This is a genomic window from Streptomyces sp. NPDC088246 (assembly GCF_044741025.1).
Taxonomy (GTDB): domain Bacteria; phylum Actinomycetota; class Actinomycetes; order Streptomycetales; family Streptomycetaceae; genus Streptomyces.
This window is the reverse complement of sequence record NZ_JBIURV010000026.1, coordinates 88,911-115,624: the sequence shown is the minus strand read 5'-3', so window position 1 is coordinate 115,624 and position 26,714 is coordinate 88,911. Positions and strand designations below refer to the sequence as shown.

The window sequence follows — 26,714 nt, the reverse complement described above, 5'->3', positions numbered from 1 at the left end:
GTTGTCGCAGGTCGCGCCACGGAAGACCTCGACGGTCCGGCGGCTTTCGTTGCGGATGTTGAGGGTCTTGGAACCGAGACCGCTGACCACCGTGACGCAGCCGCCGCCTTCGGCGGAGTACGTGCGCTCGTTGATCTGGATCCGGCCCCTGAAGTGTTCCCGGTGACCCCTGTTCTCGTTGCCACCACCCTTGTTCTCGTAGCCGCCACCCCGGCCCTCGTTGCCCTTGCCCTCGTTGCCCTTGCCCTCATTGCCCTTGCCGGAGTCGCCGCCGTCGAGGGCCGACACAGGGGCGGCGGCCTGCTGGACTACCGGGGCTGCCTGGGCCGGCTCGGAGGAGGCGGCCGAGGCGTAGGTGATGCCGGTGGCGGCCAGGGCCGCGGCGGCCGCGAGAGCGGCGGTAACGACAGTGGAACGCGTAACCATGTCACTTCTCCTGTCTCAGAGAGGCCGGCTGAGCAGCTGGCCCGTGATTGAACGTACTAACGGCCCCCATAACTGTCATATCGGACACGTTGAAGGGTTGGCGCCCGGGGCGCCAATCGGGGTACACGAGACACCCATATGCTATTTCCATTTAATCTGATGAAACATCAATTGCTCATATTTTTGGGCTCGTTGATGTGCCGTTAGCCCGTCTGGGCGACTTCCTGACGTTCACTCACCCTTGGTGACAGCGTGTCTTTGTTGACACGACCCGGGCCGGAGGTGCATTCCATCGTCCTGAATGCCCGTCATGCATGCTCCCGCCTGCCCTGACCTGCAGTGACCGTCCGTAGAGCCGTCACCGGCCCCGGCACGCAGCCGGTCGAGGCGGAGGGGCGCCTCACGGCCCGGCCACGGCACAGCAGGCTCGCTCCTGCCTGCAACACAGCCAGTAAGCAGGCTCGCCCAGCAAGCAGCGGACCTGCCCCTCCGACGCCGGCGATGCCGTCGCCTGGCGACGGGTGCTTGTGAGCACAGGCCCGAGAATCCTCGAACCGGAGCGCTTCCCTTACACCAAGCGGCGCCATCCCCTCCTGGAGGTCCTGGACAGGATCAGCCCGCCCATCCAGCCAGTCCCCGCAATCGACGCCCCGGACAACGCACTGAGCTGGTTCGACACACTCCAGGGCCCAGGCAGTCGAGGGCGACATCGCGACACGGACAGGCACGGCCTACCAGGCCAGGGCCGAACAGGGCGGCGAGCGCCGCTCTTACGCTCACGGCCGGACCACCGACGAAGGCAAGAATGCACCGAAGCGCCGTCGACAGCCAGGCGGCAGCGGACCGGCCGGTCCAGTACGTCGTGGGCGCAGCCCGGCAGAGCCTGCTCGGCCTTCGCGTTACCGCGAGGCCCTTGAGCCCGTGGACGGTGAGAATGGCCGACTGCCCGGGCGCGCGGCCATCGGGCCCCACATCACGGCCGCGTAGAGGGTCGGTCCGCATGAGGACCGGAATCTCTACGACGAGGTCGCCGACGGACCCTGGAACGCGCCGGGGCCGCTGGGATGTACCGCTGTCGTGCTCACCGTCCTTGAGCACGACGACACCCAGGCCCAGCTGTCATCCGCGCAGACACTGCGCAAGATCAACGAAACCAGGACCACGCCGCACGCGCAGCCGGCTACGTCAGACCCGCATGGTGAGCACCGGGTCCTCGACGACGCCGGGCACAGCCGGCAGCCCGCACGTCATTGAGCTCGGGTCGTTCGCGTCGATCCCCGTTGGCCAGCCGTCCGCCCCGGTCCTCGTCGCGGCGTTCGGCACCGCTGCGGTGGCTATCACTGGCGGCACCCTGCTCACGGCCGTCATGCTGCCGCCCCTGCTCCTGCCATCACTGCGGCAAGGCTCGAACTCGTCCTCCAACTGCTGTGCGAGGGCGGCACACTGAAGGTCACCCGACTCGACCGGCTCTCCCGCTCCGTGCTGCACTTGGTGGCCCTCGGCGCCGAGCTGCGCGAGCGCGGCATCCGGTTGCACGTCATCGAGCAGGGCATCGGCGCCTCCACGATGGAGGGCCGGGCGGTGTTTCGGGATGCTGTCCGTCCTCGCCGAGCTCCAGCGCGAGCTGATCGTGGCGCACACCAACGATGGGCTCGCCTCCGCACGGGCCCGCGGCCGGGTCGGCGGACGTCGGCCGGAGCTCACGCCCGACAAGACCACGCTCGCCCAGCAGCTCTATGACGCCCGTAGAAAACGGTCCAGCGGATTGCCGACCTGTTCGGCGTGCCGCGGCAGGGTGGTCCGAATGATCGGCGCCCAGTCGCGGGAGCTGTCAGGCCGCAGATGGGCCTGAGCCCTCTGCGAGGTCAGTCGGTCGGGTTCAGGCACTCAGCCAGGAATCCTCGCAGCCCCGACCAGGCCCGCTCGGCGGATCGGGCGTTGTACGCGATCCCCAGCTCGGGCCGGTTCGCGCGTTCCGCCATGAAGGAGTGCACGGTCCGGCCAAATGCGTGGAACTGCCAGTCGGCCCCGGATTCGGTGAGTTCCGCCGCCAGCGCGACGACGTCTTCCGGTCGCGCGAACGGGTCGTCCCAGCCGTGGTACACCGCGACCCTGCAGTCGATCTTCCGCGGAGTCAGTCCCGGCGGCGGGGTCAGCATGCCGTGGAAGGCGGCGACCCCCGTGACGGGTGCACCAGTCCGGGCCATGTCGAGCACGCACAGTCCGCCGAAGCAGAACCCGATGGCCGCGATGCGGGATGCGTCCACCTCGGGCAGCCCTGCGACGGTGGCGACCACGGTGGACAAACGGTCCGCCAGCATGTCACGGTCCTCCAGGAACGGCCGCATCAGCGCGTCGAATTCCTGTCGCGTGGAGCCGCTGACGCCCTTCCCGAAGAGATCCATGACGAACGCCTGGTGTCCCCAGGGCAGTACGCGTTCGGACATCTCGGCGAGTACGTCGCTGCGGCCCTCCGCCCCGTGGCACACCATGACCGTCGGTGCGGGACCGGCCAATGCAGCATCGCGTACGAGGATCCCCTCCAAGGAGGCGGAACCGTGTCGGTAAGCAACTGGCTTGCGGGATACCTCGATCTTCGGCACGGCAGAGATTTTAGGAGATGGCCTCCCAGCGGGACATGGGGCGTCCGACGCCGGCCCCTGGAGACGGGGCCGGGCCGAACCCGTCGGTCAGCCGACGTTCACATCGATGCAGGCGTAGAAAGCGTTGGCGGTGTCCGCGATGTTCCAGACCGCGAGGACCTTCTGCTTGCCCGTCAGGCCGCCGAAACTCACCTGATGGGTGACTGTGGCGCCGGGCTGCGCACCATTTTCGTTGAATTCGGCGATCTTCTGTCCGCCATCGAAGTGCTGCCATGTTCTTGTGGCGTGCCGGGCTGTCAGGACCCATCGGAAGGACGTGGCCCGGCTCACGGGGGTGGCCTTCCACCCCTTGGAGTCGTCGTGGAGTTCAGCGAACCGGCTGTTGCCACCGCTGCAGCTGGTCAGCCCTTTGGGCCTTCCACGCTCTGCGGCTCGTACTTGATGTCTCCGCAGCTCACGGTCCCGGCGGCGCACTGGGCCTGGCGGCTCGGAGGTGACGAGATGTATCCGTGGGCGTCGGCGGAACCGGCCGGAAGGCTCGGGGCCAGTACGGGTGCGAGTAAGGCACCGATGGCTGCGACTTTCTTCCTTTTGGCGTGCATGCTTCTCCTTCACATGAGGCGTCGCTGCACACGGGTCGGGCTGTGGGGGTCATGTAGCGGCAGGCCGGCCTCTCCAGTGTGGGGGGCCGAGAGGTGCGAAGGGCACGGCCAGATCCACCACCACGTATGCCCTGATGTTGCAGACGTCGGAAGGCGGCCTTGCGCTTGGACTGGACCATACCCGCCGACGCGTCCACGTCGACGGCACCGGCTTCGGTCGGAGTTGACGACACAAGCGACTTTCGGTCAGCCCTCACCAGGCCCAACTGGCCATACCCTCGGGGCTCAGGCCGAGATCACATGTGACAGGAGAAGTCATGACCGCACGTCTCCCCGTTCCGCCGTTCACGCGCGAGTCGGCGATCGAGAAGGTCAGGCTGGCCGAGGACGGCTGGAACTCCCGGACGCCCGAGAAGGTGGCACTCGCCTACACCGAGGACTCCCGGTGGCGAAATCGCGCTGAATGGATTATCGGGCGCGACGAAATCGTCGCCTTCCTGGCCCGGAAATGGGCCAGGGAGCTCGACTACCGGCTCATCAAGGAGCTCTGGGCGTTCGACGGCAACCGGATCGCGGTGCGGTTCGCGTACGAGTGCCATGACGACTCGGGCAACTGGTACCGCTCGTACGGCAACGAGAACTGGGAGTTCGACGCGAACGGGCTCATGAGTGCCCGGCACGCGTCCATCAACGACGTACCGATCCGGGAATCCGACAGGAAGTACCACTGGCCGCTGGGCCGCCGGCCGGACGGTCACCCCGGGCTGAGCGACCTCGCCCTCTGACGAGCCGACCAGGCGGGGACAGTCGGCCGCAGGCGGCGGCAGCCAGAAACCGCCCAGGAAGGGGCGGCCCTTGCGGAATATGCGCGCACTCTTCCCACCGTCGTGGCGCGATTCAGCCGGCGTCCGGAGCTTGGACGAGGCCGTCCGTGACCAGACCCTCCAGAACCGCCGCGCCCAGGACCTGCACCGCGGACTGCGGGCGGACCATCACCGTGAACTCCTTGATCAGGCCCGCCTCGTCGAACTGCAGCAGGTCGATGCCATGGATCTGCTTGCCGTTCACATTCGCCCGGAAGAGCAGAATCTCGGACGGGGCCTGTGCCCCGTCCGTGCTGGTCTCGGCCGATCCGTCGAAGTGGCCGATGTAGCGGAATTCCTCGAACGTACGCAGCAGGACCCCGAACAGCCCGAGCACCATGGGCCGCCCCTCGAACGGAGTGAACTTCACCGGGCTGTAGAGGCGAACATCCTCGGTGAACAGGCCGTCCAGTGCGGCGAGATCGCGCTTTTCGACGGCGGCGCGGAAACGGTCCGCGGTCTCGGCAGACATCATCAGCCTCCATACTATAGAATCTGACTATTCACTTTCATGAGTATCATGAAGGGTCAGACAGCGAAAGGGAAGGGTGTCGGGGCCATGGCCTTGCGGCATGCGGTGCTGGCGGCACTGCTGGACGGGGAGTACAGCGGGTATCAGCTGGCCAAGGCGTTCGATGTCGGCGTGGCGAACTTCTGGCACGCACTGCCTCAGCAGCTGTACGCCGAACTGGCCAAGCTGGAGAAGGACGGACTGGTCGCGGGCCGACAGGTGGTACAGGAGACCCGGCCCAACAAGCGGCTGTTCCATGTCACCGACGCCGGGATGGCCGAGCTGGAGCAATTCGCCGCGGCCAGTGCGAAGCCGGGATTCATCCGCGATGACCTGCTCGTCAAGGTCCAGGCTGCCGATCACATCGGAAGCGGTCCGGTCATCGATCAGCTGGACGAACGGGCGGCCGCCGCCTCGGCCAAGGTCGAGCTCTTCGGCAACCTGCTGCGGCAACTGCGCGGCGAGATGGACGAGGACGAGTTTCTGCTCAGGGGTGAGCGAATCGGACCGTATCTGACCTGTCTGCGGGGACTCGCCTTCGAGGAGGAGAACAGGGACTGGTGCCTCCGGATCGCCGCTCTCCTGCGCCGACGGCAGGCCGTTGCAGTGGAGGGCGACGGCGCCTAGCCGGTACCAGGCTGTTCCGATCCCACCGCTTGTCTGTCGTTACGTCGGTGGACGGCGCACTCTCCGGCCTCGCCGTGCCGGAATCACGGCGCCTCCGAGGCGGCGATCCATGTGATGAAGGGGCAGCACGGAGTTCGTGTTCCTCGACGAATCGAGCGGTGCGCCCGAAAAGGCTCGGATCCGCACCTCACCCGGTGACTGCGTCTTCGCACCGCCGTTCGTTCCGCATCGGGAGGGAATCCGAGCGCCAACGAGAGGCAATGGTGGTGATCGCGCGCAGCACCAGGCGGCGATCGTCGTCAATCTGCCCGAGCTGTACGTGCTGGGGGGGACGAGCCCGAGGCAGCTGAAGGACCGAAGGGCTCAACACGGCTGCCGCTCCGGGTCGCCGGCTCGGATTCCGGGGACGTTTCGGGGTTCACCCCGCTTGGGCGGGCTCCCCTCGCACCGCACGGTGGATACATGAACCACTCCAGCAGCTCTGTGTACAACCAGTCGTACGCGTACGGCGACGGCGAAATGACCTCCACGGTCGACGACTTGGAGCGATGCACCGCGGCGCTCTTCGCCGGCCGGCTGCTGCCGGCGCGGCTGCTTCGGCGCATGTTCACGTTGCCGCCCGAGCATGTGCGGATGCTGGGCAGCTCTTCGGCCCGCTACTCCATGGGCCTTCAGACCGCGACGGTCAACGGGGTCACGTTCTGGGGCAAGACCGGCAAGCAGTACGGAAACGACTCGGGGATGTTCTCGACCCTCGACGGGCAGCGGCGCCTCGCCTGGTCGTACTCACCGGTGGCGGGCGGCCCCGAGCAGCAACGCACGACGAAGCGGATCGTGACCGCGCTCACCTGACGAGCCCGGTGGTTCAGACCGACTGGTGGACAAATCGGACGGTGAGCGCGACCGTGGCCGAGCCCTTGATCACGCCGCCCCTGTTCCAAGTGATCCCGTAGTCGGCACGGTCCACGTCGATCTCCGCGCTCGGTGTGACCGCGGTCGGGGTGGACTCGGCGGTACGGGCCGAGAAGGCGAGCGGACGGGCTTCGCCCTCGACGGTGAGCCGACCGGTGACATCCGCGCGGCCGTCGGCACCGGGGATGACGCTGCCCGCCGTGAACAGGTCCTCTGGTATCTGCTGACGGTGCCGGAACACGCTGCCCCGATGAACCAGCTGTCTCAGCTGACGGGGTTCTCCACCGCCGGGACCACCAAGATCGTCGACCGGCTCAGCGAGGCGGGCCTGCTGGAGCGGCGGGCCTCGTGTTCCGACCGCAGAGTGACCTATGCCGCCCTGACTCCCGTCGGGCTGTCCGCCGCCGCCGACGCCTCCTCGGCGCTGGCTGCCGCCCTGCGTCGTCGCGTGGCGGCGGCCGGATTCGGCACGGATCGTTTCGCCGCCTTCGCTGCGGACATCGCGCTGCTCGACCCGGCACCGGGACCGTGCACCGCAGGCCCCGGCCGGAATGCTCCGGCATCTGAGCAGCTACCGGGCCGAGCCTCTCTCAGTGGCGCATCACCACCCCGTCACACCGTCGATCCGCTCGCGCAACAGGTCGGCGTGGCCGATGTGGCGCGCGTACTCCGAGATCATGTGGACGTGGACCATGCGCAGGCCGGCTGCCCCGTTCGCAAGCAGATACACGAGCAGGCCCGTGAGCAGATCACGCGAGAATCATCTCCGCGGACCCGCGCGCGCCTGCTCAGGCGCTCCCGACAGTCGTGCCGCGTGCGGCCGCTCGGCCCTCCCCGGCGGGTTCGAGGAGGTTTCTGCGCAGCGCAGCCACCAATTTCTCGTCAGCACCCAGGAGTTCGGCGGTGTAGTCGCGGACGGAGCCGTGGGTCGCGGCGAGATCCGCCAGGAACAACCGCATGACGTCGGCGGGCGCCTTGCCGTAACCGGGCCAGACCGGGTCCATGTCGGCGTGGTCCGCCCGCCAGTCGGCCAGGAGCCGTTCGGTAGCGAGCTCGGTGAGGGTGAAGTCGGTGACGATGTCGTCCTCGGCCACACCGAGCAGGGACAGAACGAGTGCGGCAAGCAGCCCGGTGCGGTCCTTGCCCGATGCGCAGTGGAAGACGACGGGGCCGCTGTCCTCGGCCGCGAGCACGTCCAGGGCGCGGCGAAGCTCGGCAACTCCGTCGCGGGCGACCTCTGCGTACCGGTCCGCCAGGAAGCGTCCGGTCTCCACATCCGGGCCCAGTACGGCCTGGTCGTAGGGCCGGTGCTCGATGCTGAGGTGGTGGTAGTGCAGTCCCGGCGTGTCGGGCACCCGCCCCTCGGCTGCGATCTCCCAGTCGTAACGCAGGTCGATGACCGTACGGACGCCGAGGGTCAGGAAACGGTCCCAGTCCTCGCCCCGGAGCTTGCTCAGCGAGTCGGATCGGTAGAGCCTCCCCCAGCGGACCGGGCGGCCGCCGTCCCCCCGGTATCCGCCCACGTCACGGAAGTTGTGCAGTCGCTCGAACGCTATGTGTCTGTTCACAATGCAGAACTTTAAGGCCATGTCACCGTGCACGACGGCGCGGTATCGGTGCTCGGACTTGGCCGGCTCGCCGCGCCGTACCGGCTGCGAGTCTGCGCCTTCGCAGGGGCTGAGCCGAGAATGCAGGCGTGTCTACTCCTACCCTCCTCACCGGACGCGATCCACGGAGCGAAGGGGCCCTGCTGCTTCTGTCGGCCGCTTCCGGGGCTGCCGACGCGTTCGTCTTCATCTGTGTCGGTCAGGTCTTCGCCGGAGTGATGACCGGGAATCTGGTGCTGCTGGGCGCTTCCGCCGCCGGTGCCGGGGAGCACGGTGTGTCCCTGCGTGTGATCACCGCACTCGTTTCGTACGGCTTCGGGGTCATGTGCGGTGCGTGGATGAGCGAGCGGCTGCGGTGGCCTTTGCCGGTGATGCTGCTGATCGAGGTGGCGCTGCTGGCCGCGGCCGCTGTGCTGTGGGCGCTGGACCTGATCACCTCCGACAGGGACCGGCTGGAGCTGCTGGTGCTCATTGCCGTCGCCATGGGGATTCAGGGCCGTATCCGCGCCACGCCCACCAATTACTTCACAGGCACGCTCACGTCGCTCGTCAGCCGCGTGACGCTGCGGTCGCGCAACCAGGGGGACGGTTGGGTGGCCGGCCGGCTGATCGCGGTCGTGGCAGGGGCGGCAGTGACCGCGCTGGCGGTACGGTTCTGGCCGGGTGCCGCAGCTACGGTGGCCGTGGCGCCCGCGGTGGGTGCGCTGTTGATCGAGTCGGTGCCCAGGAGGCTCTCCCGGGGCTGACCGCGCCCACCACGGGGTGAAGGGAAGCCCCGGCCGGATCGGGGGAATCCAGCCGGGGCGGCTCATATGTGGGCGCGATGTGCGACATCCACACATAGGTGAACGATAAACCATCGCGCCCCGTTCCCGAGAATCCGCACCCCGGACTGTGATTCACAGCACGGAATCAGGTCCTCCGGATGCGGATCAGCTGCCGGGCGCCTGGCCGCCGTAGCGGCGGTTGAACCTTTCGATACGGCCTGCCGTGTCCGGCACCCGCTTGGTCCCGGTGTAGGACGGGTGACTCGCCGACGAAATCTCCACGTCGATGACGGGATAGCTCCGGCCGTCCTCCCATGGCACCCGCCCATCCGCGTCCGCGGTCGAACGGGCCAGGAAGGCAGCCCCCGCCGCGCGGTCGCGGAAGACCACCGGACGGGAGACGGGGTGAATACGGGACTTCATGCGCGTTCCTTCCTTGCCACCGCGGGGAGGCGGATGGGATCAGGAGCCCGACGCGGGTGCGACGGTCAGCGCTCCTCACGAAAGAGGACGTGCTGCCCCACGACGGGGTCGAACTTACGCAGAACCAGCCGGTCGGGATCGTTCCGGCGGTTCTTGCGCGTCACATAACTCTGCCCCGTTCCGGCCGTCGACCGGAGCGTCACAACGGGGCGGGCCTCACTGCGTGCCATGAACGCCTCCACTCTCTTGCATCGACCCCACTCCCCCCTTATGGGAATGGGTATCGTTTTCGTTCTGATGCTGTAACGCGAGAGGGTCCCGACGCATTCCCGCCCACAAATCGCTTCGAGCCCCCGCCTTGGCGAGCCCCCCGCATATGCCCCGTTCCGGCCGGGCATGCCGCCCGGGGAACGGCGAGCGCGGGCGCACAACCACCTGCGCGCGTCGGATGACTTGCGTCAACTTCCGTCGACAGTACGGTTGTTCGACGGGACGACGCCCGGCGCAGCCTGTGGCATATGCCAGAAGCAACAACCCATCGAGTGTTGCCAAATCCCTTACGGGGTCCCGCGGCCTGTGCGACAGTCGTCTACGGTCCACCTTTCAGACCTGGTCGTGCCGCGCCTGTATCGGAGTACGAGATGCCGTCCCATCTGTCCGCGGACCGCCCCGCCCCACAGCCACCCGAGCGCGACGCCGTCGATGCGTTGATCAACCGGACCCGTCGGTTGCGTGGCGATGTGGATGCCGTGCGGCGGGACGCGGTGCTGATCGACGAGGAAGACCATGAGATGCGCTGGCAGCGCGCACTCTGTGATCTGGCGGTCCACCACCTCGATGATCTCGGCACACAGCTGGGACAGCTCAGAGAAGGTTTTGCGCCGGAGACCTCGGAACAGCCCACGGGGACTTCGACGCAGGACGGCGCGGAGGAGGCCTTCGACGAGCCGCGGCCCGGTTCGCTGATCGGCCGGGTGGGCAGCGCCGAGTGGAATCTGCTGACCGACGAGGTCACCTGGTCCGAGGAACTGTTCCAGATTTTCGGCAGGTCCCCCGATGCGGGACCTCTCTCGCTGGATGACCTCCCGTCCATGCTCCTTCCCGAGGACCAGTCCCTGCTCACCGCACTGGTCACCGACTGCCTGGTTGACGGAAAGCCGATAGACGGCGAATTCCGCATCCTGCGGACCGACGGCCGGATGCGCACGCTCCACATGATGGGCGAGCCCGTCCTCGACGCGGACGGGTGCACGGCCTCCATGTGGGCGGTTCTGCGCGATGTCAGCGAACTGCGGCGCAGCCAGCAAGTGGTGCGCACAACCCATGACTCGCTACGGCGCCGACACCACATGGCGCGGACCGAGCACCGGATGGCGGTCGAGCTTCAGAAGGCTGTGCTGCCCCCGTGGCGGGGCTCGCTACGGCTGCCTTCGCAGGGAGCGGGCGCACTGGAGATCGCGGCCCACTACCTTCCGTCGGAGTCGAGCTCCCTGATCGGCGGTGACTGGTACGACGCGCTGGAACTGCCGGACGGCAGGACCGTCCTCACGGTCGGCGATCTGACCGGCCACGGCATCCAGGCCACCTCGGCCATGGCGATGCTCCTGGGCGCGCTGCGCGGAATGGCCGTGGCCGGCATCGAGCCCGGGGCCCTCATGGGGCATCTCAATCAGTTACTGGAATCCTCCGCCCAGCCCGCTCTCGGCAGTGCGGTGTGCTGCCGTTTCGATCCGGCCACCGGCACCCTCGCCTGGTCACAGGCGGGGCACCCCGCACCACTGCTGTTCCGCAACGGAGAGGGGCGCCCGCTGCCGCCACCGGACGGCGTCCTGCTCGGCGCGGCTTCCGGGGTCGCGTACGAGCAGGACGAAGTACACCTGCTGCCCGGTGATGTGCTGATACTGCACACCGACGGGCTGAACCGTCTCAGCGACCGGGGTGCGGCCCCGGACGCGCTGCTTGCCCTCGCACCGCACTTCGCGCAGGCCCGTACGGCACAGGAGTGCGTACGGACGGTCGTCGCGGAGTTCGGTGGCACCGAGCGCCTGGACGACGCGTGCGTGCTGATCGCCCGCATCGGGGCGTAGAGCACGGCGACGCGCGCGCGGACACGTGGAACACCGGACACGGCGCAGTACGCAGGAGGGCGAACGGCCTACGGCTGCGGTGCCCGGACAACCGGTGGCCGGACTGTGGTCGGTCGGACAGGTGATGGTCGGGGTGTCCTCACTACGGCGCCCGCATGTCAGATCTGCGACGAGCGCCTTGGCCGCTTGATGATGGAGCTCTGCGGCAGGGCGAGCTTGATCTCCTCGCGCAGGTCCTCGATCTTCGCGTAGCCCGCGAACCGGCCCGTCAACCGGTACATCTCGCGCAGCCGGTCCCAGGTACGGTGCGAGGAGGTCTCCCCCATCGTCACCAGGGCGAGCCGCGCATAGCGGTCGGCCTGCTCGGGATCGTCGGCGATGAAGCACGCCGAGGCGAGTGAGATGTAGTCGAAGATCCTGGACCGCTGGCGCCCGTTGGCCCGAAGCTCCAGAGCCTGCTTGGCGTGGCGCTGAGCCACGATCGCCACCGAAGGATCGTGTTCGGCGAGCGTACGGAACGCCAGGGCCTGCATGCCGTGCAGATCCGCCTCGTCGAACAGCTGCATCCAACTGGGCGGCGGCACATCGCTCTTGTCCGATACGAAGAGCTCCTCGGCCTTGCCGAGCGTCCGGCGCATGGCCTGGCCGCGGCCCATGGACGCCTGCGCCCAGGCCTCGATGGTGTGCAGCATGGCCTGGGTTCGCGGCAGCACCATGTCTCCGGAGCCGGACTTGGCGAGCTTCATCAGGTCCAGGGCGTCGTCGGGACGGCCCAGGTGGACCATCTGACGGGCCGCCCTGGAGAGCGCCTCGCCTGCGCGCGGGCGGTCGCCGCCCTCGCGCGCCGCGTGGGCGGCGATGACGAAGTACTTCTGGGCGGTCGGTTCGAGACCGATGTCGTGGGACATCCATCCCGCGAGTACGGCGAGATTGGCCGCGACGCCCCAGAGGCGGCGCTGCAGATGTTCGGGGTGACGGAAGGCGAGCATGCCGCCCACCTCGTTGAGCTGGCCCACCACGGCCTTGCGCTGGAGTCCCCCGCCCCGGGACGCGTCCCAGGCGCGGAACACCTCGACGGACCGTTCTAGCGCCTCGATCTCCTCCGACCCGATGGGCGCGGCCTCGTACCGGTCGAAACCGGCCGGGTCCGCGTACAGGGGGTCGTCGGTCCTTGGGGCATCGGCCGCCAGTACAGGGTCGGTGTGCAGCCAGTCGTGCATGGGGCCGGTGATGGTCGATCCTGCGGCGAGCGCGGCGCCCGCGCTCACCAAGCCGCGTCGGTTGAGCATGAGGTCCATTCCCGTGAATTCGGTGAGGACCGCTGCCGTCCGCTCGGGCGCCCAGGGAAGTCCGTCGGGATTGTGCTGCTTCCCGGCCTCCCGCTGTTTCCCCGCACGCCCGCGTCGGCCGAACCCGAGGTCCTCGATGGTCACGACACGACCGAGCCGCTCGGTGAACAGGGCAGCCAGCACTTTGGGCACGGGATCGCGGGGGGACTCCCCCATATCGATCCAACGCCTCACCCGCGAGGTGTCGGTGGCCAGCTGCGGATGGCCCATGGCCGCCGCCTGCCGGTTCACCATTCTCGCGAGTTCGCCCTTGGACCAGCCGGCAAGGCCGAACAGGTCGGACAGGCGGGTGTTGGGTTCTCCGGTCACTTCAAGCCCCCAGGTTCTCGGCTGTGTTGACAGTAGCCCCCTGTCAGATGCCTTGCGACTATTCGCCAGGGTTCGCCAGGGTGCGCCAGATGGTCTGCTACCCGCGGTCCGATGTCAGGTAGGAAAGCGCCACCCCGCCCGGCAGCCCTAGGTACTCCCCAGGGTGCCGAACGGCCGCCGGCCGGGGCGGTGCACGCAACTTGTCGGCGCACGAAGGGATCTGTCTCGCCCATGTACACAGCATCGTCCTCCGTGACCGCCCCGCCCCGGCCGCTTCGTCCCCTGGGGGCGAGCGGCGGGCCGTACCTCGCACCGCATGCCGGTCCGCCGGTACCCGGCATGGTTCGGCCGCGGCGGCCGGCGGGGCTGGGCGGCCCGCCTCTCAGCGGGCGGCTGGACCTGTCCGGCCCGCAGGGCGCTCAGCTGAGGATGGCGATCGCCTCGGTGCACCGGATCTGTCCGGAGTTCAATCCGGTCCAGGTGCTGCGCCGCAGCGGCCGTTCGGTGCTCCTGGTCGGCTCCACCGGTCGCACCACTGCGGTCGCCAAGTGTTTACTGGACCACTCCCCCGCATGGTCGGAGCGGTTCCGTCACGAAATAGCTGCATATCGTGCGTTCGTCCGGCACCGCCCGCCGGTGCGGGTGCCTCGGCTCATCGCGGCCGACCCGGAGAACTGCACTCTGGTGATCGAACGGATGCCCGGCCGGGTGGCTGCGCTGACCCGGCACCCGTCGGAGGCGCCACCCCGTGCGGATGTGCGGGCCGCGCTCGGCGCGATCAGCCGGGTCAATGCCTGGCGGCCGGCTCCGGGGCTCTTCGACGCACCGCTGGACTACGCCTCGCGAATCGCCCGCTATCACGAGCTGGGGCTGTTCACCGACCGTGATCTGGGCGATCTGCAGAAGCTGCTGCACGGTCTGGCGCATGCGGGCGGCCGTCAGGGCATGGGGCAGTTCTGTCACGGCGACGCGCTGCTCTCCAACATCCTGCTGTCGCCCACGGGTCCGGTGCTGGTGGACTGGGAACACGCGGGCTGGTATCTGCCGGGCTACGACCTGGCGACGCTCTGGGCGGTCCTGGGCGACGCACCGGCCGCGCGGCGTCAGATCAGCCAGCTGGCGCAGGCCGCGGGGCCTGCGGCGCGGGATGCGTTCCTGGTAAACCTGATGCTGGTGCTGACTCGGGAGATCCGTACGTACGAGACGGCTGTCCAGCGGGCCATGCGGGAGCCGGCGCCTGCGGGAGCCGGTCAGGACCGGCCGGGTGTGCTCTCGTCGAGCGAGGAGCAGCGGCTGCTGCTGCGTCGGCTGCACGACGACTGCGCGATGGCCCGCCGGGCCGTACGTGCCGCGGTCGGCACTCGCTGACCCTGCCCCGGGGGACGCGCGCTGCGGGTCCGGTGCCGACACACCGGGCCCGCAGCGCGCTGTTGTGTTGTTTCCTCCGGCCCGTGCGCGGTCGGTCAGGGGCTCTTGAAGTCGACTGCGTCCACGTCGAACGAATTGTCCTGCGGGGACGTGAAGACGAGATACAACTTGTGGGTGCCCTTCAGTTCCTGGACGGGCACGGCCGGGGTTGCCTGGTAGTTGTCCCAGCCACCCGTGTTGGGGACCGGGGTGGTGGCGAGCAGAGGACCGTCGGGGGCGTCCGCGCGCAGTTCGATCGCGCCGACCCCGTACGGTGAGGAAAGCCGGTAGCTGACCGTGCCGATGCCTTCGACGCTCATCGGGTCGAAGGCGACCCAGTCGCCGTTGGAGACATCTCCGATCCGTTTGCCGTTCTCGGCGCCTTCCTGGGCGACGATCCGGGTGCCGGACTGGGCGTCGTAGTACTCCGCCTGCTTGTGCTTCGGCTGGAGCACGGCGCGACCGTAGCCGGTGAGGGCGGAGACGCCGTCGCCGCCCTTGTCCGTGTACTTGGCGTTGAGTACATAGGTGAGGTCCGCGCCTTCTGGGTGGCCGCCCAGGTCTCCGGTGTCCACGGTGCCTTCACAGCCGGGGATGTCGGTGGTGGGGTGCTCGTGGTCGTCGTGTCCGAGTGCCGGGTTGACGGTGACCTTGGAACAGTCGACCGGACCGTCCTCGGGATCGGTGACCGTGACCTTGTACGGGATCTTGTCGCCGAACTCGATGAGTTTGCCGCTGACGGGGAAGTCGATGGTCACCTTGGGGGCGGTGTTGCCTGCGGTGACGGGGATGTTGGCGTAGCCGGACTTGCCGGTGGAGTCGGTGACTTTGAGCTGGGCGGCGAAGTCGCCCTTGACCGTGTAGGTGTGGCTGGGGTTCGCGTCGGTGGAGTCGTAGGTGCCGTCGCCGTCGAAGTCCCAGGCGTAGCTGAGCGTGTCGCCGTCGGGGTCGTTGCTGCCCTCGCTGGAGAAGTCGACCTTCAGCGGTACGGGGCCGTCAGTGGCGGAGGCGGCGGCCTTGGCGACCGGCGCCCGCTGTCCCTGTGCGTAGTCGATGCGGTAGAGCCCGGAGTCGTTGTTGCCGCCGCCGAAGGAGCTGCCCCATTCGAGGACGTAGAGCGATCCGTCGGGGCCGAACGTCATGTCCATCGGCTTGTTGAACTTCTGGGAGGACAGGAAGTCATTGATCTTCAGGAGTTTCTGGTCCTTGTCGAAGCGGACTTCCTTGACGAAGTTGCGCGACCACTCGTAGAAGAAGCCTGCGCCCTCGAAGTAGGCGGGGAATTTCGTGGTGGACGGGTTCTTCTTGTCGTAGTGGTAGACGGGACCGCTCATAGGGGCCGAGCCGCCGCTGCCGACCTCGGGAAATTCGTTGGATTCGCCGTAGCCGTACCAGATCTCCGGCTGCTGGATCGGCGGGAGCTCGGTCAGACCGGTGTTGTTGGGCGAGGGGTTGACCGGGTTGGCGCAGTCGAACTTGGGGCCGATTTCCTTGGTGTCCGGGTTGTAGGGGGCATAGGCCTGGTTGTTGCCGTGGCAGAACGGCCAGCCGAAGTTGCCGGCCTTCTTGATGACGTTGTACTCGACGAGGCCTTCGGGCCCACGGTCGGTGGTCGGCAGTCCGCGGTCGGGGCCGTAGTCGGAGGCGTGAACGTAGCCGGTCTTGGGGTCGACGGTGAAGCGGAACGGATTGCGGAAGCCCATCGCGTAGATTTCGGGGCGGGTCTTGGCCGTTCCCGGGGCGAAGAGGTTGCCCTTGGGAATGGTGTAGCCGCCGGAGTCCTTCGGCTTGATGCGCAGGATCTTGCCGCGCAGGTCGTTGGTATTGCCCGCGGTGCGGGCGGCGTCCAGCATCTGCTTGCCCTCGCGCCAGTCGAGCGGGGCGTAACCCTGCCAGTTCGGGTCGAGGTTGGGCGGAGTGTCGTCGCCGACGCCGAGGTAGAGCGTGCGGTCGGGGCCGAACTCGACGGCGCCTCCGGTGTGTCCGGGCTCCGGGAACGTGCGGTCGCGGTAGGCGGGGACGTCGATGAGCTTCTTCTCGCTGGTGAGTTCGAGACTGTTGCCCTTGACCGTGAACCGGGAGAGCCGGTTGACGTCCTCGGTGGCGCCTGCGGGGGCGTAGTAGAGGTAGATCCAGTGGTTCTTCTTGAAGTCCGGGTCGAGTTCCATGCCGACCAGGCCGTCCTCACCGCCGGTGTAGACATCGAGCTTCCCGGCGGTGGTGGTGGCATGGGTCGCCGGGTCGTAGATGTTCACCTCGCCGCTGCGCTGGATGTAGAAGACGCGGCCGTCCTTGGCGACATCGAGCTCCATCGGGTCGGCGGTGTTGTCGTCGAGAGTGACCTTCTCGTAGCCGCTCCAGACGGTGCCGCCGCAGTCGCCGGGCTTGTTGCCCGCGGCCCACTTGACGCCGCCGATGACATGGGTGCGGAAGGCGGCTTCGCTGTACGAGGCCGTGTCGTGGCCCATGGCGGTTGCCCAGACCCTGCCGCCCTCGGTGTTGCGGCACCAGGAGATGGGGTGGTCGGCGCCCATGGCGGATCCGCCGGGGTTGTACGTGGTTTCGTCGGCGGTGACCAGGACGTGGACGTCACCACGGGGGTTCTTGTCGAAGTTGTACCACTCCTCGGGGCGCTCCCAGCGTTCCGGGAGTCCTGCGGTGGAGGGGTGGACGCGGTCGGCGACCTTGGCGGTGCCCTGAAGGACTCCGGGTGAGTGGGCGGGCATGTGGACGCCGCCGTTGATGGCCTCGTCCCACCAGGGGAAGGTGTCCTCGATCCCCATGTCGAGGGTGTTGTGGACGGCGACTACGCCGCCGCCGTTGCGTACGTACGTCTGCATGGCTTCGCGCTGGGCGTCGGTGTCCCAGACCATGCCGGAGTTCTGCAGCATGACGATGACGTCGAAGTCCTTGAGCAACGCGTCGTCGAAGACGGCGGGGTCGGCGGTCTCGACGAGTTCGAAGTTGTTGGCGGCCGCCTCTTCCTTGAACATCTGGATGCCGGCGGGAATGGAGGCGTGCACATAGCCGACGGCGCGGGTGAAGAGCAGGGCACGGAAGGCGGGGGCCTTACCGGTGGTGGCTGCGGTCGCGGGCAGCGCGGTCAGCGCGAGTAGCAGTGCGCTCACTAACGCGATGAACGTATGCCGTATGTCACGAGCATGACAGTCCCATCGTTGACGGCTCACGAGCGGGTCCTCTCTGCGGGTCGTGGACGAGCGGGGTCAGGGGGTGGTTTCGAGGGCACGGCGCAGAAACGCCAGGCCGTCGGTCGCGATGGTGTCCTGGGTGTCGGCGAGCGGCCGCCAGACGGAAGCGGCGACCGCTATGGCGTCGTTGTGCGCGGTGAACGACTCGATGCAGAGCGGACCGCGGTAGCCGCTCGTGATGAGTGCGGTCAGGAAGCCGGGCCAGTCGAGGGAGTCGGCGCCGGGGGCGCCCCGGTCGTTGGCGCACACCTGGACATGGACGATGCGGCCGGCAGCACGGCGTACGGCGTCGGGCAGGGAGCGTTCCTCGATGTTCTGGTGGTACACGTCGAGCGCGAGGCCGATGGTGTCCTCGGGTAGCCCGGTCAGTGCCGCGAGGGTCTGGTCGACGGTGTTGAGCAGGCTCGTCTCGTACCGGTTGAGGGGCTCCACGGCGATGCGCACACCGGCGGCGTGTGCGTGATCGACGACCGGGGCGAGGTTCTCCCGTAACTCCTCGTACGCCGCGGTGCGTTCGGTGCGGTCCATTCGCCAGGTGCGGCCGACCGCCGTGTACACGGGTCCGGCGACGGTGGGGGCGTTCACAGCCTGGGCTGCGTCGATGCAGCGATGCAAGTAGTCCTGGGTGACCCGGACGGTCTGCGGATCGGTGCGGACGAGATTGCGCTCGGGCGGCATGACGGCGATCACGGCGGCGACTGCGAGACCGGATGCGTCGAGGAGTCTGCCGACAGATGCGGGTGCCCAGTCCCGTTCGTTCTCCAGCGGGATCTCGACACAGTCGAAGCCCCACGCGGACAGGCGCGGCAGAGCGTCACCGAGCGCTTCGTATGTCACCGGCGAGTGCCAGATCCAGGGATTCGCGCCGAGCGGGAAAGCGGCGGCACTCACTTCTTGCCTCCCCACTTCTCCGGGAAGCCGGGGAGGTTCTCGCAGCCGCACATCGCGTAGTGCAGTGGCGGCATGCCTGGCTTGAGGTACTGGTCCAGGGTGTCCTGGGTGACGGTGGGCTGCGGAAGCTTCCACTCCTTGGGGACCTGCTCCCCCTTGAGAATCCTCAGCGCGGCGATGACGGGCGTACGCCACTGGAAAGTGGGGTACGACGGGGCGATCGCGGTGAGCTTCTTCTCTTTCCATACCTGGAGGAAGTCCTGCTGGTCCTCGCCGGTGATCGGCGGTACGTCCTTGCCGGCGTCCTCGAAGGCTTCGACAGCGGCGACGGAGGTCGCTCCGGAGTCCATCCAGACGCCGTCGATATCGCCGTTGCGGGTGATCGCGTCGGTGACGATCGCCTTGGTCTTGGCCGGGTCGCCGTCGGTGAACTTCACGTCCACGACGTCGAGTCCGCTCTTGTCGAGCGCAACCTTCGCCGCCGACCAGCGGGTCTCCAGCACATCGACGCCGGGGGAGATCCGCAGGGCGAGAATCTTCCCCTTGGGCTTCACCTTCTCGACGAGGAAGTCGGCGGCGACCGCCCCGTAACCGTAGCCGCCGATCGGGTTGATGAAGGTGACGGCGCACTCCGTCTCGACACCCCGGTCGAAGACGATCACGGGCACCTTTCCGCAGGCCTGCTCGACGGCAGGGGTGAGGGTGGCCGTGGTGTTCGGCGAGACGATCAGGACGTCACAGCCCTGACCGGCGAGCTCCTGGATGTCGGAAATCTGCTTGTCGTCCTTGCCCTGCGCGTCGAGCACGGTGAAGTCGGTGATCTCCTTGTGGAGTGCGACCTCGGCCTGCATGTCCTTCAGGCCGACCTGGCGCCAGGGGTTGAAGACTCCGGCGTTGGACAGACAGAGGTGGATTCCGCCGGGGCCCTTCTTCTTGTACTGCGTGGTGTCGACGAGCTGCGGCTGGAGCATCTGCTCCCACGGCTTGCCTGCGGGGCCCTGCGGGGACTCCTTGGCGAGGGCGAGCTGGCGGTCGTATTCGACCTGGTCGAAGAAGTTCGACTGCCGGCCGGTACCCGGGTCGCCCGCGGTGCCGCTCGCTGCTCCGGCAGGCGCGTCGGGCGGTGCGTCGCTCGTGCAGCCGGCGAGCAGGGCCGCGCCGAACAGAGCGGCGAGGGGCACGAGTGCGTGTCGGATCTTTCGCGTGCTCATGAGGGTTTCTCTCCCGAGGGCTCGGTGCCGCGGCGGCGCAACCGGGACCAGTCGGCTGCGCCGATGGCGACGGCTGCGATGACAATCACGCCTTGCACGGTCGATTCCAGGGCGCCGGAGACGCCCTGGAGATTGAGCAGGGTGAACAGCGCCTGGAGCGAGAAGGCTCCGGCCATCGCCGCGACGACGGAGCCGCGCCCGCCGCCGAGCATCACGCCGCCCAGGACGACGGCGGTGATCGCCTCGAACTCGTAGCCACGGCCGGCCTGCGCCGAGACTCCGGAGAATCCGCCGATGAGAACGGCGGCGAGTGCGGCCGCGGTGCCGGAGAGGATGAAGGCGATGGTGCGGGCGCGCGCGACCCGGACTCCGGCCAGGCTCGCGGCGCGTTCGCTGTCGCCGGTGGCGAGAAGCGTACGGCCGAAGTCGGAACGCATCAGGCGTACGGCGAGGAGGCCCGCAACGACGCACACGAGGACGGCCCAGGGCAGCCAGCCGAACGCGGTGCCGCGCCCGAGCCGGCGAAATGCCGCAGGCAGCGCGCCGTGCGGGGAACCGCCGGTCCAGAAGAAGACGGCGCCTTCGAGGATCAGCATCATGCCGAGCGTGGTGATGAACGACGGCACTCGCAACAGGGTGGTGATCAGTCCGCTGACGAGACCGGCAAGGGCTCCGGCCAGCAACAGGATCACGGTGACGAGCAGCCAGGGTGCGCCCGGGAACGAGCCGTACAGTTCGGCGGCGACGACCACTCCGGCAGTGACGATCGCTCCGACGGACAGGTCGAACTCCCCGCACACGATGACCAGATACTGACCTGCTGCGAGGATGACGAGAGGTGCGGCGCGCTTGATGAAGGAGAGGAAGCGGTCGGGTTCGTAGAAGCCCGGGTCGGTGAGGGCCAGCGCGGCAAGGAGACCGGCGAGCAGGATGTAGACGGGTGTGCCGGTGGTGAGGGCACTCAGGACGCGGCGGCCGGCGGGTGCCTGTGCACTGGTCATGCGGTCCTCTCCTGCGAGGTGCGGCGGCCTCGTGCGTACAGGGCGACCGCCACGATGATGACGACGCCTCGGACGACGTTCTTGAAGAACGGGTCGACGGCGAGCTGGTTGAAGACGCTGTCGAGCACGGCGAGGACAAGGACTCCGCCGAGGGTTCCCGCCACTCCCCCACGGCCCCCGGCAAGCGCGGTGCCGCCGAGAACGACGGCGGCTATGGACTCCAGGTCGTAGCGGGCCTCCGTGCCGGCCCAGGGAGCTCCGGCACCGAGCCGGGCTGCGAGGAAGAGGGCCGCGGCGCCGACACAGAGTGAGCACAGGACATGGGCGGTGACGACGGTGCGTCGGGTGCGGACCCCGGAGAGCCGGGCCGCGTGCTCGTCACCGCCGGTTGCGTACATGTGGTGGCCGAGCCGGCTGCGGCGGGTGATGAGCCAGAGAGCGGCCGCGACCGCGAGAAGCAGGAAGAGGGAGACGGGGACCGGTCCGATTCGGTCGTAGCCGAGGTGCTGGACGGAGGCGGGGACCCTGCCCGCCGGTCCGGTGTAATGGTCCTCGATCCAGCCGCGCAATATGAAGGCGGTGCCGAGGGTGGCTATGAAGGCGTTGACCTTGAGGCCGGTGACGATCAGTCCATTGGCCAGGCCGACGGCGGCGCAGAGGGCGAGGACGGCAAGGATCGCCACGGGAACGCTGCCGCTCTCCATCGTTTCCGCGGCGACGAGGGTACCCAGGCTGATGAGGTAGGCAACGGACAGGTCGAGTGATCCGGTGAGAATGACGACGGACTGACCGACGGCGACGAGACCGAGGGCGACGCAGTTCTGCAGGATCGTCACCACGTTGGTGACGGTGAGGAAGTCCCCGCCGCGGGCGGCGACGACGACCCAGCCGAGAACGGTGACAGCGAGGGCAGCGAGCCAGACTCCCGCTACGGGGCCGGTGAGGCGCAGCTCGGCTCTCCGTCCCGGGCCGGTGCGGTACCGGGTCTTCAGGTCGGGCCGGAGTACGGTCATGCAGCGCCCTCCCGCGTACGGTCGCCACCGGTGGCGACGCGCATGACGGCCTCTTCCGTGGCTCCGGCGGGAAGTTCGCCGGCGAGGCGGCCTTCCGACATGACGAGGATGCGGTCACTCATGCCGATCAGCTCGGGCAGTTCGGAGGAGACGATCAGTACGGCGAGGCCCTCGCTTGCCAGTTCCCGTACGAGGGTGTGGATGGCTGCCTTGGCGCCGACGTCGACGCCGCGGGTCGGTTCGTCGAAGAGGAGCACTCGGGGACGGGAAGCGAGCCATTTGGCGATGACGACCTTCTGCTGATTGCCGCCGGACAGATACTGGACCTGCTGGTCCTCGCCGTGAGCCTGCAGGCGTACGCGTTCCAGCAGCGCGGTCACCTCGCGGTCCGCGCGCGGTCTGCCGCGGGCGGGCACGGCCCGGGTCACGAGCAGCGTGTTGTCGGTCACGGACTGGCGCAGAGCGAGGCCTTCGGCCTTACGGTCCTCGGTGACCAGGGCGATTCCGGCCCGGACGGCGTCCCGGGGGCGGGACGGGCGAAGTGGTTTTCCGTCGACGGTCATGATGCCCGTGGTGAAGGGGGCGACACCGAAGAGGGCACGGGCGAGGGAGGTGCGACCGGAGCCCTGGAGACCGGCGACGCCGACGACCTCACCGGCCCGCAGAGTCAGATCGATACCGGAGATCCGGGCGTTGCCGCCACCGCTGACGGTGAGCCTCTCCGCGCCCGCCTCACCCGGGCGGGCGCGGGGCGGGTAGTAGGCGCCGAGTTCCCGCCCGACCATGGCGCGGACGACCGTGCCGGGGTCGGTGTCGCGAGTGTTGAGCGTGGCGACGCGGCGGCCGTCCTTGAGGACCGTGATGCGCTGCGAGAGATCGAAGACCTCGCGGAGCCGGTGCGAGATGTAGAGGATGCCGAGCCCACGGGCGGTCAGTCGGCGCACCAGTGAGGCGAGTTGTTCGACCTCGTGACCGGCGAGCGCGGCGGTGGGTTCGTCCATCACCAGGATCCGGACGTCGGAGGCGAGGGCCTTGACGATCTCGACGGTCTGCCGGCGTGCGACGGACAGTTCGTGGACGGGGGTCCGCGGGGTGATACCGGTCTCGCCCAGCTCGGCGAGGAGCTCGGCGGTACGCCGCTCCATGGCACGCCGGTCGACGAGTTTGTACCGGGTCGGTTCACGGCCGAGGAAGACGTTCTCGGCGACGGTGCGGTGCGGGAGCAGCGCAAACTCCTGGTGGATGATGCCGATCCCGGCGGCCTGGGCCTGCGCCGGATGACTGAAGGAGTACGCGGTTCCGTCGATGGTGAGGGTCCCCTCGTCGGGTAGGTGCTCGCCCGCGAGGATCTTCATCAGCGTTGACTTTCCTGCGCCGTTCTCCCCCACCAGGGCATGCACCTCTCCGGCTTCGAGGTCGAGCCCCACCCCTTGGAGCACACGCACCCCAAGGAAGCTCTTGGACACACCGTGCATCGTCAGCATCGAATGGCTCCTCGCTCAGCGGTCTGCAGAGCAGAGTCGTGACATGCCTTAGGACTGTCAAGGTCTCAAGTGCCTTTGATTTCAATCCACTTGTCGCAGACTTATGCCGATGGTCGAACGGAGAACGCCTTGTGAGCAGCGAAAGTCGTCCTTAGGGTGACTGTCATGTCTTCGCCGTCGGATCGCACATCCGCTGCCACCTCGCACTCGCCGGGTGAGGTGCTCGCGCTGATCAGTTCAGGGGCGGTGGCGACCCGTGCCGATATCGCCCGGATCACCGGGATGGCCCGTTCGACCGTCTCCCAGCGGGTGGACGCGCTGATCGGGCACGGTCTCGTGGACGAGGACGCCGACGGCGGTTCCACCGGCGGCCGCCCGCCGCGCCGACTGGCGCTGCGCACCCGTGAACACGCGGTGGCCGGGGTGGATCTGGGAGCCTCCCACTGCAGGGTGGCCCTGATGGACATCGGTGGCGCCACTCTGGCGGTGCAGGAGGAACCACTGTCGATCGGTGACGGACCGGACTCCGTACTGCGGCACGTGGAGCGGACCGTGCGCACCCTGCTCGACGAGGCGCACCGGAAGCCTGAAACGCTGCGGTCCATCGGCGTCGGGGTACCGGGCCCGGTGGAATTCTCCACCGGCCGACCTGTCGATCCGCCGATCATGCCGGGCTGGCACCAGTATCCGATCCCGGAGTTCTTCGCCGCCCGGTTCGGGGTGCGGGCACTCGTCGACAACGATGTGAACGTGATGGCGCTGGCCGAGCAGCGCCGTGCGTTCCCGGACTGCCGCTACCTGTTGTACATCAAGGTCGGTACGGGGATCGGCTGCGGGATCGTCGCGGACGGCCAACTGCACCGGGGTGCACAGGGCTGTGCCGGCGACATCGGACATATCCGGGTCGCGGACCTCGACGATCCGTGTCGGTGCGGCAATTCGGGCTGCCTGGAGGCAGTCGCGGGCGGTGCGTCACTGGCGGCGAAACTGGTCGGTCTGGGACTGGACGCGACGTCGGGAAGCGATGTGGTGCGGCTGGTGCAGTCCGGGAACCGGGACGCCGTAAGGATGGTGCGCGAGGCGGGGAGGGCGGTCGGCGAGGTACTCGCCGCTCTGGTGAACTTCTTCAATCCGGACACGGTGGTGGTGGGGGGCGCACTGGCCGCCGTCCACGACCAGTTGCTCGCGGGGGTACGCGAGGCGGTCTATCGGCGCTCGCATCCGCTGGCCACGCAATTGCTGCGGATCGAGCCGAGCCGTACGGGTGAGAATGCGGCCGCGGTGGGGGCGGGCATTCTCGCGATCGAGCACGCACTGTCTCCCGCCCAGGTGAACCGCCAGGTCGCGGGCTGACAGAGGCCGGGGCAGCCGGGTCCGTGACCGAACGGCCTCAAGTGCCCCTCCGTGTACGGATACCGTGCACGGAGGGGCACGAGTCACGCGGCCACGCGGTCACGCGGTCACGCGGTCACGCGGTCACGCGGTCACGCGGCCACGCGGTCACGCGGTCACGCGGTCACGCGGGAATCATCAGGTCCCACCGGGCCTCGAACAGTGCGCACCGGCACTCCGCCCAACTCCCGTCGCTGACGCCCGCTCCCCGGCCGCGACGCACTCCTGCTGGGTCCCGTACGAGCCCGCAACGTCCCAGCCCTGCGCCCCGACCTCGGAGGCGGCAGCGACCGAGGCAGTCGCGACGGTGACTGCGGCTCCGACGTCCGTGGTCGCGAGCGCCGTGGCAACGCCCATCGCCGCAGCGGCGGCGGTCCTGGTCAGCTTGTGCATGAAGGCCTCCACGCTGTTCGGATGCGCGCAATCCCTGGTGCTGCTGCCACGACGCCCTCTGCGGTCTCAGCGCGTCCGCACGATGTCCACGTCGGATGCCTTCACAAAGGCGACCCGGTGGCCGATCTGCACCGTCACGTACTTCTCCTTGCCGCGGAAGTACGAGTGGTCGAGCGGGTACGAGGCGTCGATCGTCGGGGCGTAGAAGAAGCCTGTGGGTGCCTCACCGCCGCCGGGATAGGACTGACCGGCCTTGATGGTGTACTGCAGCGGCGAGCCCACCCGCTGGTCCGCGAAGTCCGCGGGGTACTCGGACTTCTCCGGGTACGCCACCCCGTACACCGGCACCTCCGTACGGCCCGCCTTCGGCCTGACCACGTAGCCGGAGGTGGGTGTGGTGGTCCGGGTGTGGGCCGGGGACTGGAACCACGCCTTCTGGCCGTACCACCAGATCGCCGTCCAGCCGGGGGCGTGGTCCGCGACGACGGCCTGCTGGGTGGCGCTGATCTTGCTGCCCCAGTCGGCGGCGCAGTTCGTGCCGGGCGAGCCGTCGGTGTGCAGGCCGGGGTCGGAGAAGAGCGGTGCGTCGGTGGACGGTGCGGTGTGGAGCGGGACGGCGCTGGAGCCCTGGACCGGCAGGTCGACGCCCTTTTCGCAGTCGCGGAACGCCTGCTTGTTCTTCTTGAAGTCCGGGTTGACGGTGATGAGTTCGCTGCTCCTGGGGGCGCTCGGCACGGTGGGCTTGCCGAGCAGCGCCATGAAGTGGTTCCAGTCCCAGTACGTGCCCGGGTCCCAGTGCATGTTCTTGGTGCCGGACGCGCTGGTGGGCGGCACACCGTCGTGGCCGATGATGTGCTGGCGGTCGAGCGGGATGTCGTACTTGGCGGCGAGGTAGCGCACCAGCTTGGCGGTCGAGCGGTACATCTCGGGGGTGTACCACTTGGCGCCCTCGACGGCGACGCCCTCCTGCTCGATGCCGATGGAGTGGCTGTTGACGTACCAGTTGCCCGCCTGCCAGGCGACGTCCTTGCCCTTGACCATCTGGGTGACATGACCGTCGCCCGAGCGCACCACGTAGTGGGCGGAGGTCTGCTTCAGCGGGTTCTGGAAGATCTTCAGGGTGGTATCGAAGTCTTCCTCGGTGTCATGCAGAACAATGAATCTGATCTTGTTGGTGTGCGGCCGGTCCGAGGTGTCGTAGTTCCCGTACGTCTCCTTGTCGGCCGGGTCACCCGTCTGCTGGTAGGCCGCCGGTACCCAGTCGCATTCGAGGCCGCGCGGGCATTCCGGCCGCACCCCGTCCGCACCGGCCTGCGCTGCGGGACTGAGCAGCGCCATGCTCAGTGCGCCGACCGTGGTCAACGCGAGTGCGAGTCCGGTCCTCTGCTTGGACGTCATGACAACCCTTCTTGGAGCCGTGCGTGATCCGATCTCACTGTTCCGTTGCGCGCACACTCTCTGACCTGAGGTGATAGCGCGTCAAGAGTTCAGTGGAGGTCGCAGGTCGAGCCAGTGGACCAGACCACTGGCAGGGTGCCTGACCTGCGGTCGGAAAGTATCAACCGGTTTCTGACGCCGCCTCGTTACCTTGGCTCAACGGGGCGGTGGGCCGACCGGCGACATGCGC

General features: G+C 68.2%; 25 protein-coding genes and 3 pseudogenes. 9 read left to right on the top strand and 19 right to left on the bottom strand.

Features of this window, described 5'->3' with window-relative positions; translation table 11 throughout:
• Together ACIPEK_RS31025 and ACIPEK_RS31020 are read right to left on the bottom strand one after the other, a co-directional pair.
• A partial coding sequence (locus ACIPEK_RS31025; protein WP_402002773.1) for a hypothetical protein occupies nucleotides 1-426 on the bottom strand: 426 nt, incomplete at its 3' end.
• 1,185 nt (nucleotides 427-1,611) lie between these two features.
• Nucleotides 1,612-1,962 (bottom strand): hypothetical protein, encoded by a 351-nt coding sequence (locus ACIPEK_RS31020; RefSeq protein ID WP_402002771.1) that lies wholly within the window; start codon nucleotides 1,960-1,962, stop codon nucleotides 1,612-1,614.
• Between ACIPEK_RS31020 and ACIPEK_RS31015 the strand changes: the two genes are divergently transcribed.
• A complete protein-coding gene (locus ACIPEK_RS31015; protein ID WP_402002790.1) occupies nucleotides 1,849-2,166 on the top strand; it encodes a recombinase family protein in 318 nt (105 codons plus the stop codon). The genes ACIPEK_RS31020 and ACIPEK_RS31015 overlap by 114 nt on opposite strands.
• A 125-nt stretch (nucleotides 2,167-2,291) precedes the next feature.
• Here ACIPEK_RS31015 and ACIPEK_RS31010 read toward each other — a convergent pair whose 3' ends face one another.
• Together ACIPEK_RS31010 and ACIPEK_RS31005 are read right to left on the bottom strand one after the other, a co-directional pair.
• Nucleotides 2,292-3,029: a dienelactone hydrolase family protein gene (locus ACIPEK_RS31010; RefSeq protein WP_402002769.1), complete on the bottom strand. Its 738-nt coding sequence runs from the start codon at nucleotides 3,027-3,029 to the stop codon at nucleotides 2,292-2,294.
• 87 nt (nucleotides 3,030-3,116) lie between these two features.
• Nucleotides 3,117-3,631 (bottom strand): annotated as a pseudogene (locus tag ACIPEK_RS31005) (lytic polysaccharide monooxygenase auxiliary activity family 9 protein).
• Nucleotides 3,632-3,948: 317 nt separating this feature from the next.
• Between ACIPEK_RS31005 and ACIPEK_RS31000 the strand changes: the two are divergent.
• The gene (locus ACIPEK_RS31000) at nucleotides 3,949-4,416 is read left to right on the top strand and encodes a DUF1348 family protein (protein WP_402002767.1); all 468 of its coding nucleotides are present in this window, start codon (nucleotides 3,949-3,951) and stop codon (nucleotides 4,414-4,416) included.
• Between the two features lie 112 nt (nucleotides 4,417-4,528).
• Here ACIPEK_RS31000 and ACIPEK_RS30995 read toward each other — a convergent pair whose 3' ends face one another.
• On the bottom strand, nucleotides 4,529-4,969 hold the full coding sequence (locus ACIPEK_RS30995) for a nuclear transport factor 2 family protein (protein WP_402002765.1): 441 nt from the start codon (nucleotides 4,967-4,969) through the stop codon (nucleotides 4,529-4,531).
• An 84-nt stretch (nucleotides 4,970-5,053) separates the two neighbouring features.
• Between ACIPEK_RS30995 and ACIPEK_RS30990 the strand changes: the two genes are divergently transcribed.
• Nucleotides 5,054-5,632 carry a PadR family transcriptional regulator gene (locus ACIPEK_RS30990; protein ID WP_402002763.1) on the top strand — a complete coding sequence of 193 codons (579 nt, stop codon included), beginning with the start codon at nucleotides 5,054-5,056 and terminating at the stop codon, nucleotides 5,630-5,632.
• Nucleotides 5,633-6,094: 462 nt separating this feature from the next.
• A complete protein-coding gene (locus tag ACIPEK_RS30985) occupies nucleotides 6,095-6,484 on the top strand; it encodes a hypothetical protein (RefSeq protein ID WP_402002760.1) in 390 nt (129 codons plus the stop codon).
• Between the two features lie 13 nt (nucleotides 6,485-6,497).
• On the opposite strand, the gene ACIPEK_RS30980 is transcribed toward ACIPEK_RS30985, so the two are convergent.
• Nucleotides 6,498-6,785, bottom strand: coding sequence for a YceI family protein (locus ACIPEK_RS30980; protein ID WP_402002757.1), 288 nt, complete (start codon nucleotides 6,783-6,785; stop codon nucleotides 6,498-6,500).
• A 9-nt stretch (nucleotides 6,786-6,794) separates the two neighbouring features.
• Here ACIPEK_RS30980 and ACIPEK_RS30975 point away from each other — a divergent pair.
• A pseudogene (locus tag ACIPEK_RS30975) lies at nucleotides 6,795-6,848 on the top strand (hypothetical protein); the annotation flags it as partial.
• A 297-nt stretch (nucleotides 6,849-7,145) separates the two neighbouring features.
• On the opposite strand, the pseudogene ACIPEK_RS30970 reads toward ACIPEK_RS30975, so the two are convergent.
• Together ACIPEK_RS30970 and ACIPEK_RS30965 are read right to left on the bottom strand one after the other, a co-directional pair.
• Nucleotides 7,146-7,244 (bottom strand): annotated as a pseudogene (locus ACIPEK_RS30970) (DUF664 domain-containing protein); the annotation flags it as partial.
• An 88-nt stretch (nucleotides 7,245-7,332) separates the two neighbouring features.
• On the bottom strand, nucleotides 7,333-8,112 hold the full coding sequence (locus tag ACIPEK_RS30965) for a tyrosine-protein phosphatase (RefSeq protein ID WP_402002755.1): 780 nt from the start codon (nucleotides 8,110-8,112) through the stop codon (nucleotides 7,333-7,335).
• A 128-nt stretch (nucleotides 8,113-8,240) separates the two neighbouring features.
• Between ACIPEK_RS30965 and ACIPEK_RS30960 the strand changes: the two genes are divergently transcribed.
• Nucleotides 8,241-8,897 carry a YoaK family protein gene (locus tag ACIPEK_RS30960; RefSeq protein ID WP_402002752.1) on the top strand — a complete coding sequence of 219 codons (657 nt, stop codon included), beginning with the start codon at nucleotides 8,241-8,243 and terminating at the stop codon, nucleotides 8,895-8,897.
• A 186-nt stretch (nucleotides 8,898-9,083) separates the two neighbouring features.
• On the opposite strand, the gene ACIPEK_RS30955 is transcribed toward ACIPEK_RS30960, so the two are convergent.
• A complete protein-coding gene (locus ACIPEK_RS30955; RefSeq protein ID WP_402002749.1) occupies nucleotides 9,084-9,341 on the bottom strand; it encodes a type B 50S ribosomal protein L31 in 258 nt (85 codons plus the stop codon).
• 65 nt (nucleotides 9,342-9,406) lie between these two features.
• Nucleotides 9,407-9,571 carry a 50S ribosomal protein L33 gene (rpmG, locus tag ACIPEK_RS30950; RefSeq protein ID WP_402002746.1) on the bottom strand — a complete coding sequence of 55 codons (165 nt, stop codon included), beginning with the start codon at nucleotides 9,569-9,571 and terminating at the stop codon, nucleotides 9,407-9,409.
• 411 nt (nucleotides 9,572-9,982) lie between these two features.
• On the opposite strand from rpmG, the gene ACIPEK_RS30945 reads away from it, so the two are divergent.
• Entirely contained in the window at nucleotides 9,983-11,428 is a 1,446-nt protein-coding gene (locus tag ACIPEK_RS30945) for a PP2C family protein-serine/threonine phosphatase (RefSeq protein WP_402002743.1), read from the top strand.
• Between the two features lie 158 nt (nucleotides 11,429-11,586).
• Here ACIPEK_RS30945 and ACIPEK_RS30940 read toward each other — a convergent pair whose 3' ends face one another.
• The gene (locus ACIPEK_RS30940) at nucleotides 11,587-13,086 is read right to left on the bottom strand and encodes a hypothetical protein (RefSeq protein WP_402002740.1); all 1,500 of its coding nucleotides are present in this window, start codon (nucleotides 13,084-13,086) and stop codon (nucleotides 11,587-11,589) included.
• A gap of 231 nt (nucleotides 13,087-13,317) precedes the next feature.
• Here ACIPEK_RS30940 and ACIPEK_RS30935 point away from each other — a divergent pair, with 231 nt between their 5' ends.
• The gene (locus ACIPEK_RS30935) at nucleotides 13,318-14,454 is read left to right on the top strand and encodes an aminoglycoside phosphotransferase family protein (protein ID WP_402002737.1); all 1,137 of its coding nucleotides are present in this window, start codon (nucleotides 13,318-13,320) and stop codon (nucleotides 14,452-14,454) included.
• 95 nt (nucleotides 14,455-14,549) lie between these two features.
• Here the strand turns inward: ACIPEK_RS30935 and ACIPEK_RS30930 are convergent, their stop codons facing one another.
• The 6 genes from ACIPEK_RS30930 to ACIPEK_RS30905 form a co-directional block, all read right to left on the bottom strand.
• Nucleotides 14,550-17,621: a ThuA domain-containing protein gene (locus tag ACIPEK_RS30930; RefSeq protein WP_402002734.1), complete on the bottom strand. Its 3,072-nt coding sequence runs from the start codon at nucleotides 17,619-17,621 to the stop codon at nucleotides 14,550-14,552.
• Between the two features lie 96 nt (nucleotides 17,622-17,717).
• A complete protein-coding gene (locus ACIPEK_RS30925; protein WP_402002731.1) occupies nucleotides 17,718-18,593 on the bottom strand; it encodes a sugar phosphate isomerase/epimerase family protein in 876 nt (291 codons plus the stop codon).
• Complete coding sequence (locus ACIPEK_RS30920) at nucleotides 18,590-19,804, bottom strand: ABC transporter substrate-binding protein (RefSeq protein ID WP_402002728.1); 1,215 nt, start codon at nucleotides 19,802-19,804, stop codon at nucleotides 18,590-18,592. Before ACIPEK_RS30920 ends, ACIPEK_RS30925 begins: the two co-directional genes overlap by 4 nt.
• On the bottom strand, nucleotides 19,801-20,805 hold the full coding sequence (locus tag ACIPEK_RS30915) for an ABC transporter permease (RefSeq protein ID WP_402002725.1): 1,005 nt from the start codon (nucleotides 20,803-20,805) through the stop codon (nucleotides 19,801-19,803). The genes ACIPEK_RS30920 and ACIPEK_RS30915 overlap by 4 nt, the downstream gene beginning before the upstream one ends.
• Complete coding sequence (locus ACIPEK_RS30910; RefSeq protein WP_402002722.1) at nucleotides 20,802-21,818, bottom strand: ABC transporter permease; 1,017 nt, start codon at nucleotides 21,816-21,818, stop codon at nucleotides 20,802-20,804. The genes ACIPEK_RS30915 and ACIPEK_RS30910 overlap by 4 nt, the downstream gene beginning before the upstream one ends.
• Entirely contained in the window at nucleotides 21,815-23,302 is a 1,488-nt protein-coding gene (locus ACIPEK_RS30905; RefSeq protein WP_402002719.1) for a sugar ABC transporter ATP-binding protein, read from the bottom strand. Before ACIPEK_RS30905 ends, ACIPEK_RS30910 begins: the two co-directional genes overlap by 4 nt.
• 165 nt (nucleotides 23,303-23,467) lie before the next feature.
• On the opposite strand from ACIPEK_RS30905, the gene ACIPEK_RS30900 reads away from it, so the two are divergent.
• Nucleotides 23,468-24,655 carry an ROK family protein gene (locus tag ACIPEK_RS30900; RefSeq protein ID WP_402002716.1) on the top strand — a complete coding sequence of 396 codons (1,188 nt, stop codon included), beginning with the start codon at nucleotides 23,468-23,470 and terminating at the stop codon, nucleotides 24,653-24,655.
• A 177-nt stretch (nucleotides 24,656-24,832) separates the two neighbouring features.
• Here the strand turns inward: ACIPEK_RS30900 and ACIPEK_RS30895 are convergent, their stop codons facing one another.
• Together ACIPEK_RS30895 and ACIPEK_RS30890 are read right to left on the bottom strand one after the other, a co-directional pair.
• A complete protein-coding gene (locus ACIPEK_RS30895; protein ID WP_402002713.1) occupies nucleotides 24,833-25,087 on the bottom strand; it encodes a hypothetical protein in 255 nt (84 codons plus the stop codon).
• A 66-nt stretch (nucleotides 25,088-25,153) separates the two neighbouring features.
• A complete protein-coding gene (locus ACIPEK_RS30890; RefSeq protein WP_402002710.1) occupies nucleotides 25,154-26,485 on the bottom strand; it encodes an N-acetylmuramoyl-L-alanine amidase in 1,332 nt (443 codons plus the stop codon).
• Nucleotides 26,486-26,714: the final 229 nt, after the last annotated feature.

Coding starts and splice junctions, on each gene's coding strand:
- ACIPEK_RS31000 (WP_402002767.1), top strand. CDS start 3,949: ATGACCGCACGTCTCCCCGTTCCGCCGTTCACGCGCGAGTCGGCGATC.
- ACIPEK_RS30995 (WP_402002765.1), bottom strand. CDS start 4,969: ATGATGTCTGCCGAGACCGCGGACCGTTTCCGCGCCGCCGTCGAAAAG.
- ACIPEK_RS30915 (WP_402002725.1), bottom strand. CDS start 20,805: ATGACCAGTGCACAGGCACCCGCCGGCCGCCGCGTCCTGAGTGCCCTC.
- ACIPEK_RS30945 (WP_402002743.1), top strand. CDS start 9,983: ATGCCGTCCCATCTGTCCGCGGACCGCCCCGCCCCACAGCCACCCGAG.
- ACIPEK_RS30905 (WP_402002719.1), bottom strand. CDS start 23,302: ATGCTGACGATGCACGGTGTGTCCAAGAGCTTCCTTGGGGTGCGTGTG.
- ACIPEK_RS30985 (WP_402002760.1), top strand. CDS start 6,095: ATGAACCACTCCAGCAGCTCTGTGTACAACCAGTCGTACGCGTACGGC.
- ACIPEK_RS30920 (WP_402002728.1), bottom strand. CDS start 19,804: ATGAGCACGCGAAAGATCCGACACGCACTCGTGCCCCTCGCCGCTCTG.
- ACIPEK_RS30900 (WP_402002716.1), top strand. CDS start 23,468: ATGTCTTCGCCGTCGGATCGCACATCCGCTGCCACCTCGCACTCGCCG.
- ACIPEK_RS30890 (WP_402002710.1), bottom strand. CDS start 26,485: ATGACGTCCAAGCAGAGGACCGGACTCGCACTCGCGTTGACCACGGTC.
- ACIPEK_RS30955 (WP_402002749.1), bottom strand. CDS start 9,341: ATGAAGTCCCGTATTCACCCCGTCTCCCGTCCGGTGGTCTTCCGCGAC.
- ACIPEK_RS30990 (WP_402002763.1), top strand. CDS start 5,054: ATGGCCTTGCGGCATGCGGTGCTGGCGGCACTGCTGGACGGGGAGTAC.
- ACIPEK_RS30935 (WP_402002737.1), top strand. CDS start 13,318: ATGTACACAGCATCGTCCTCCGTGACCGCCCCGCCCCGGCCGCTTCGT.
- rpmG (WP_402002746.1), bottom strand. CDS start 9,571: ATGGCACGCAGTGAGGCCCGCCCCGTTGTGACGCTCCGGTCGACGGCC.
- ACIPEK_RS30895 (WP_402002713.1), bottom strand. CDS start 25,087: ATGCACAAGCTGACCAGGACCGCCGCCGCTGCGGCGATGGGCGTTGCC.
- ACIPEK_RS30910 (WP_402002722.1), bottom strand. CDS start 21,818: ATGACCGTACTCCGGCCCGACCTGAAGACCCGGTACCGCACCGGCCCG.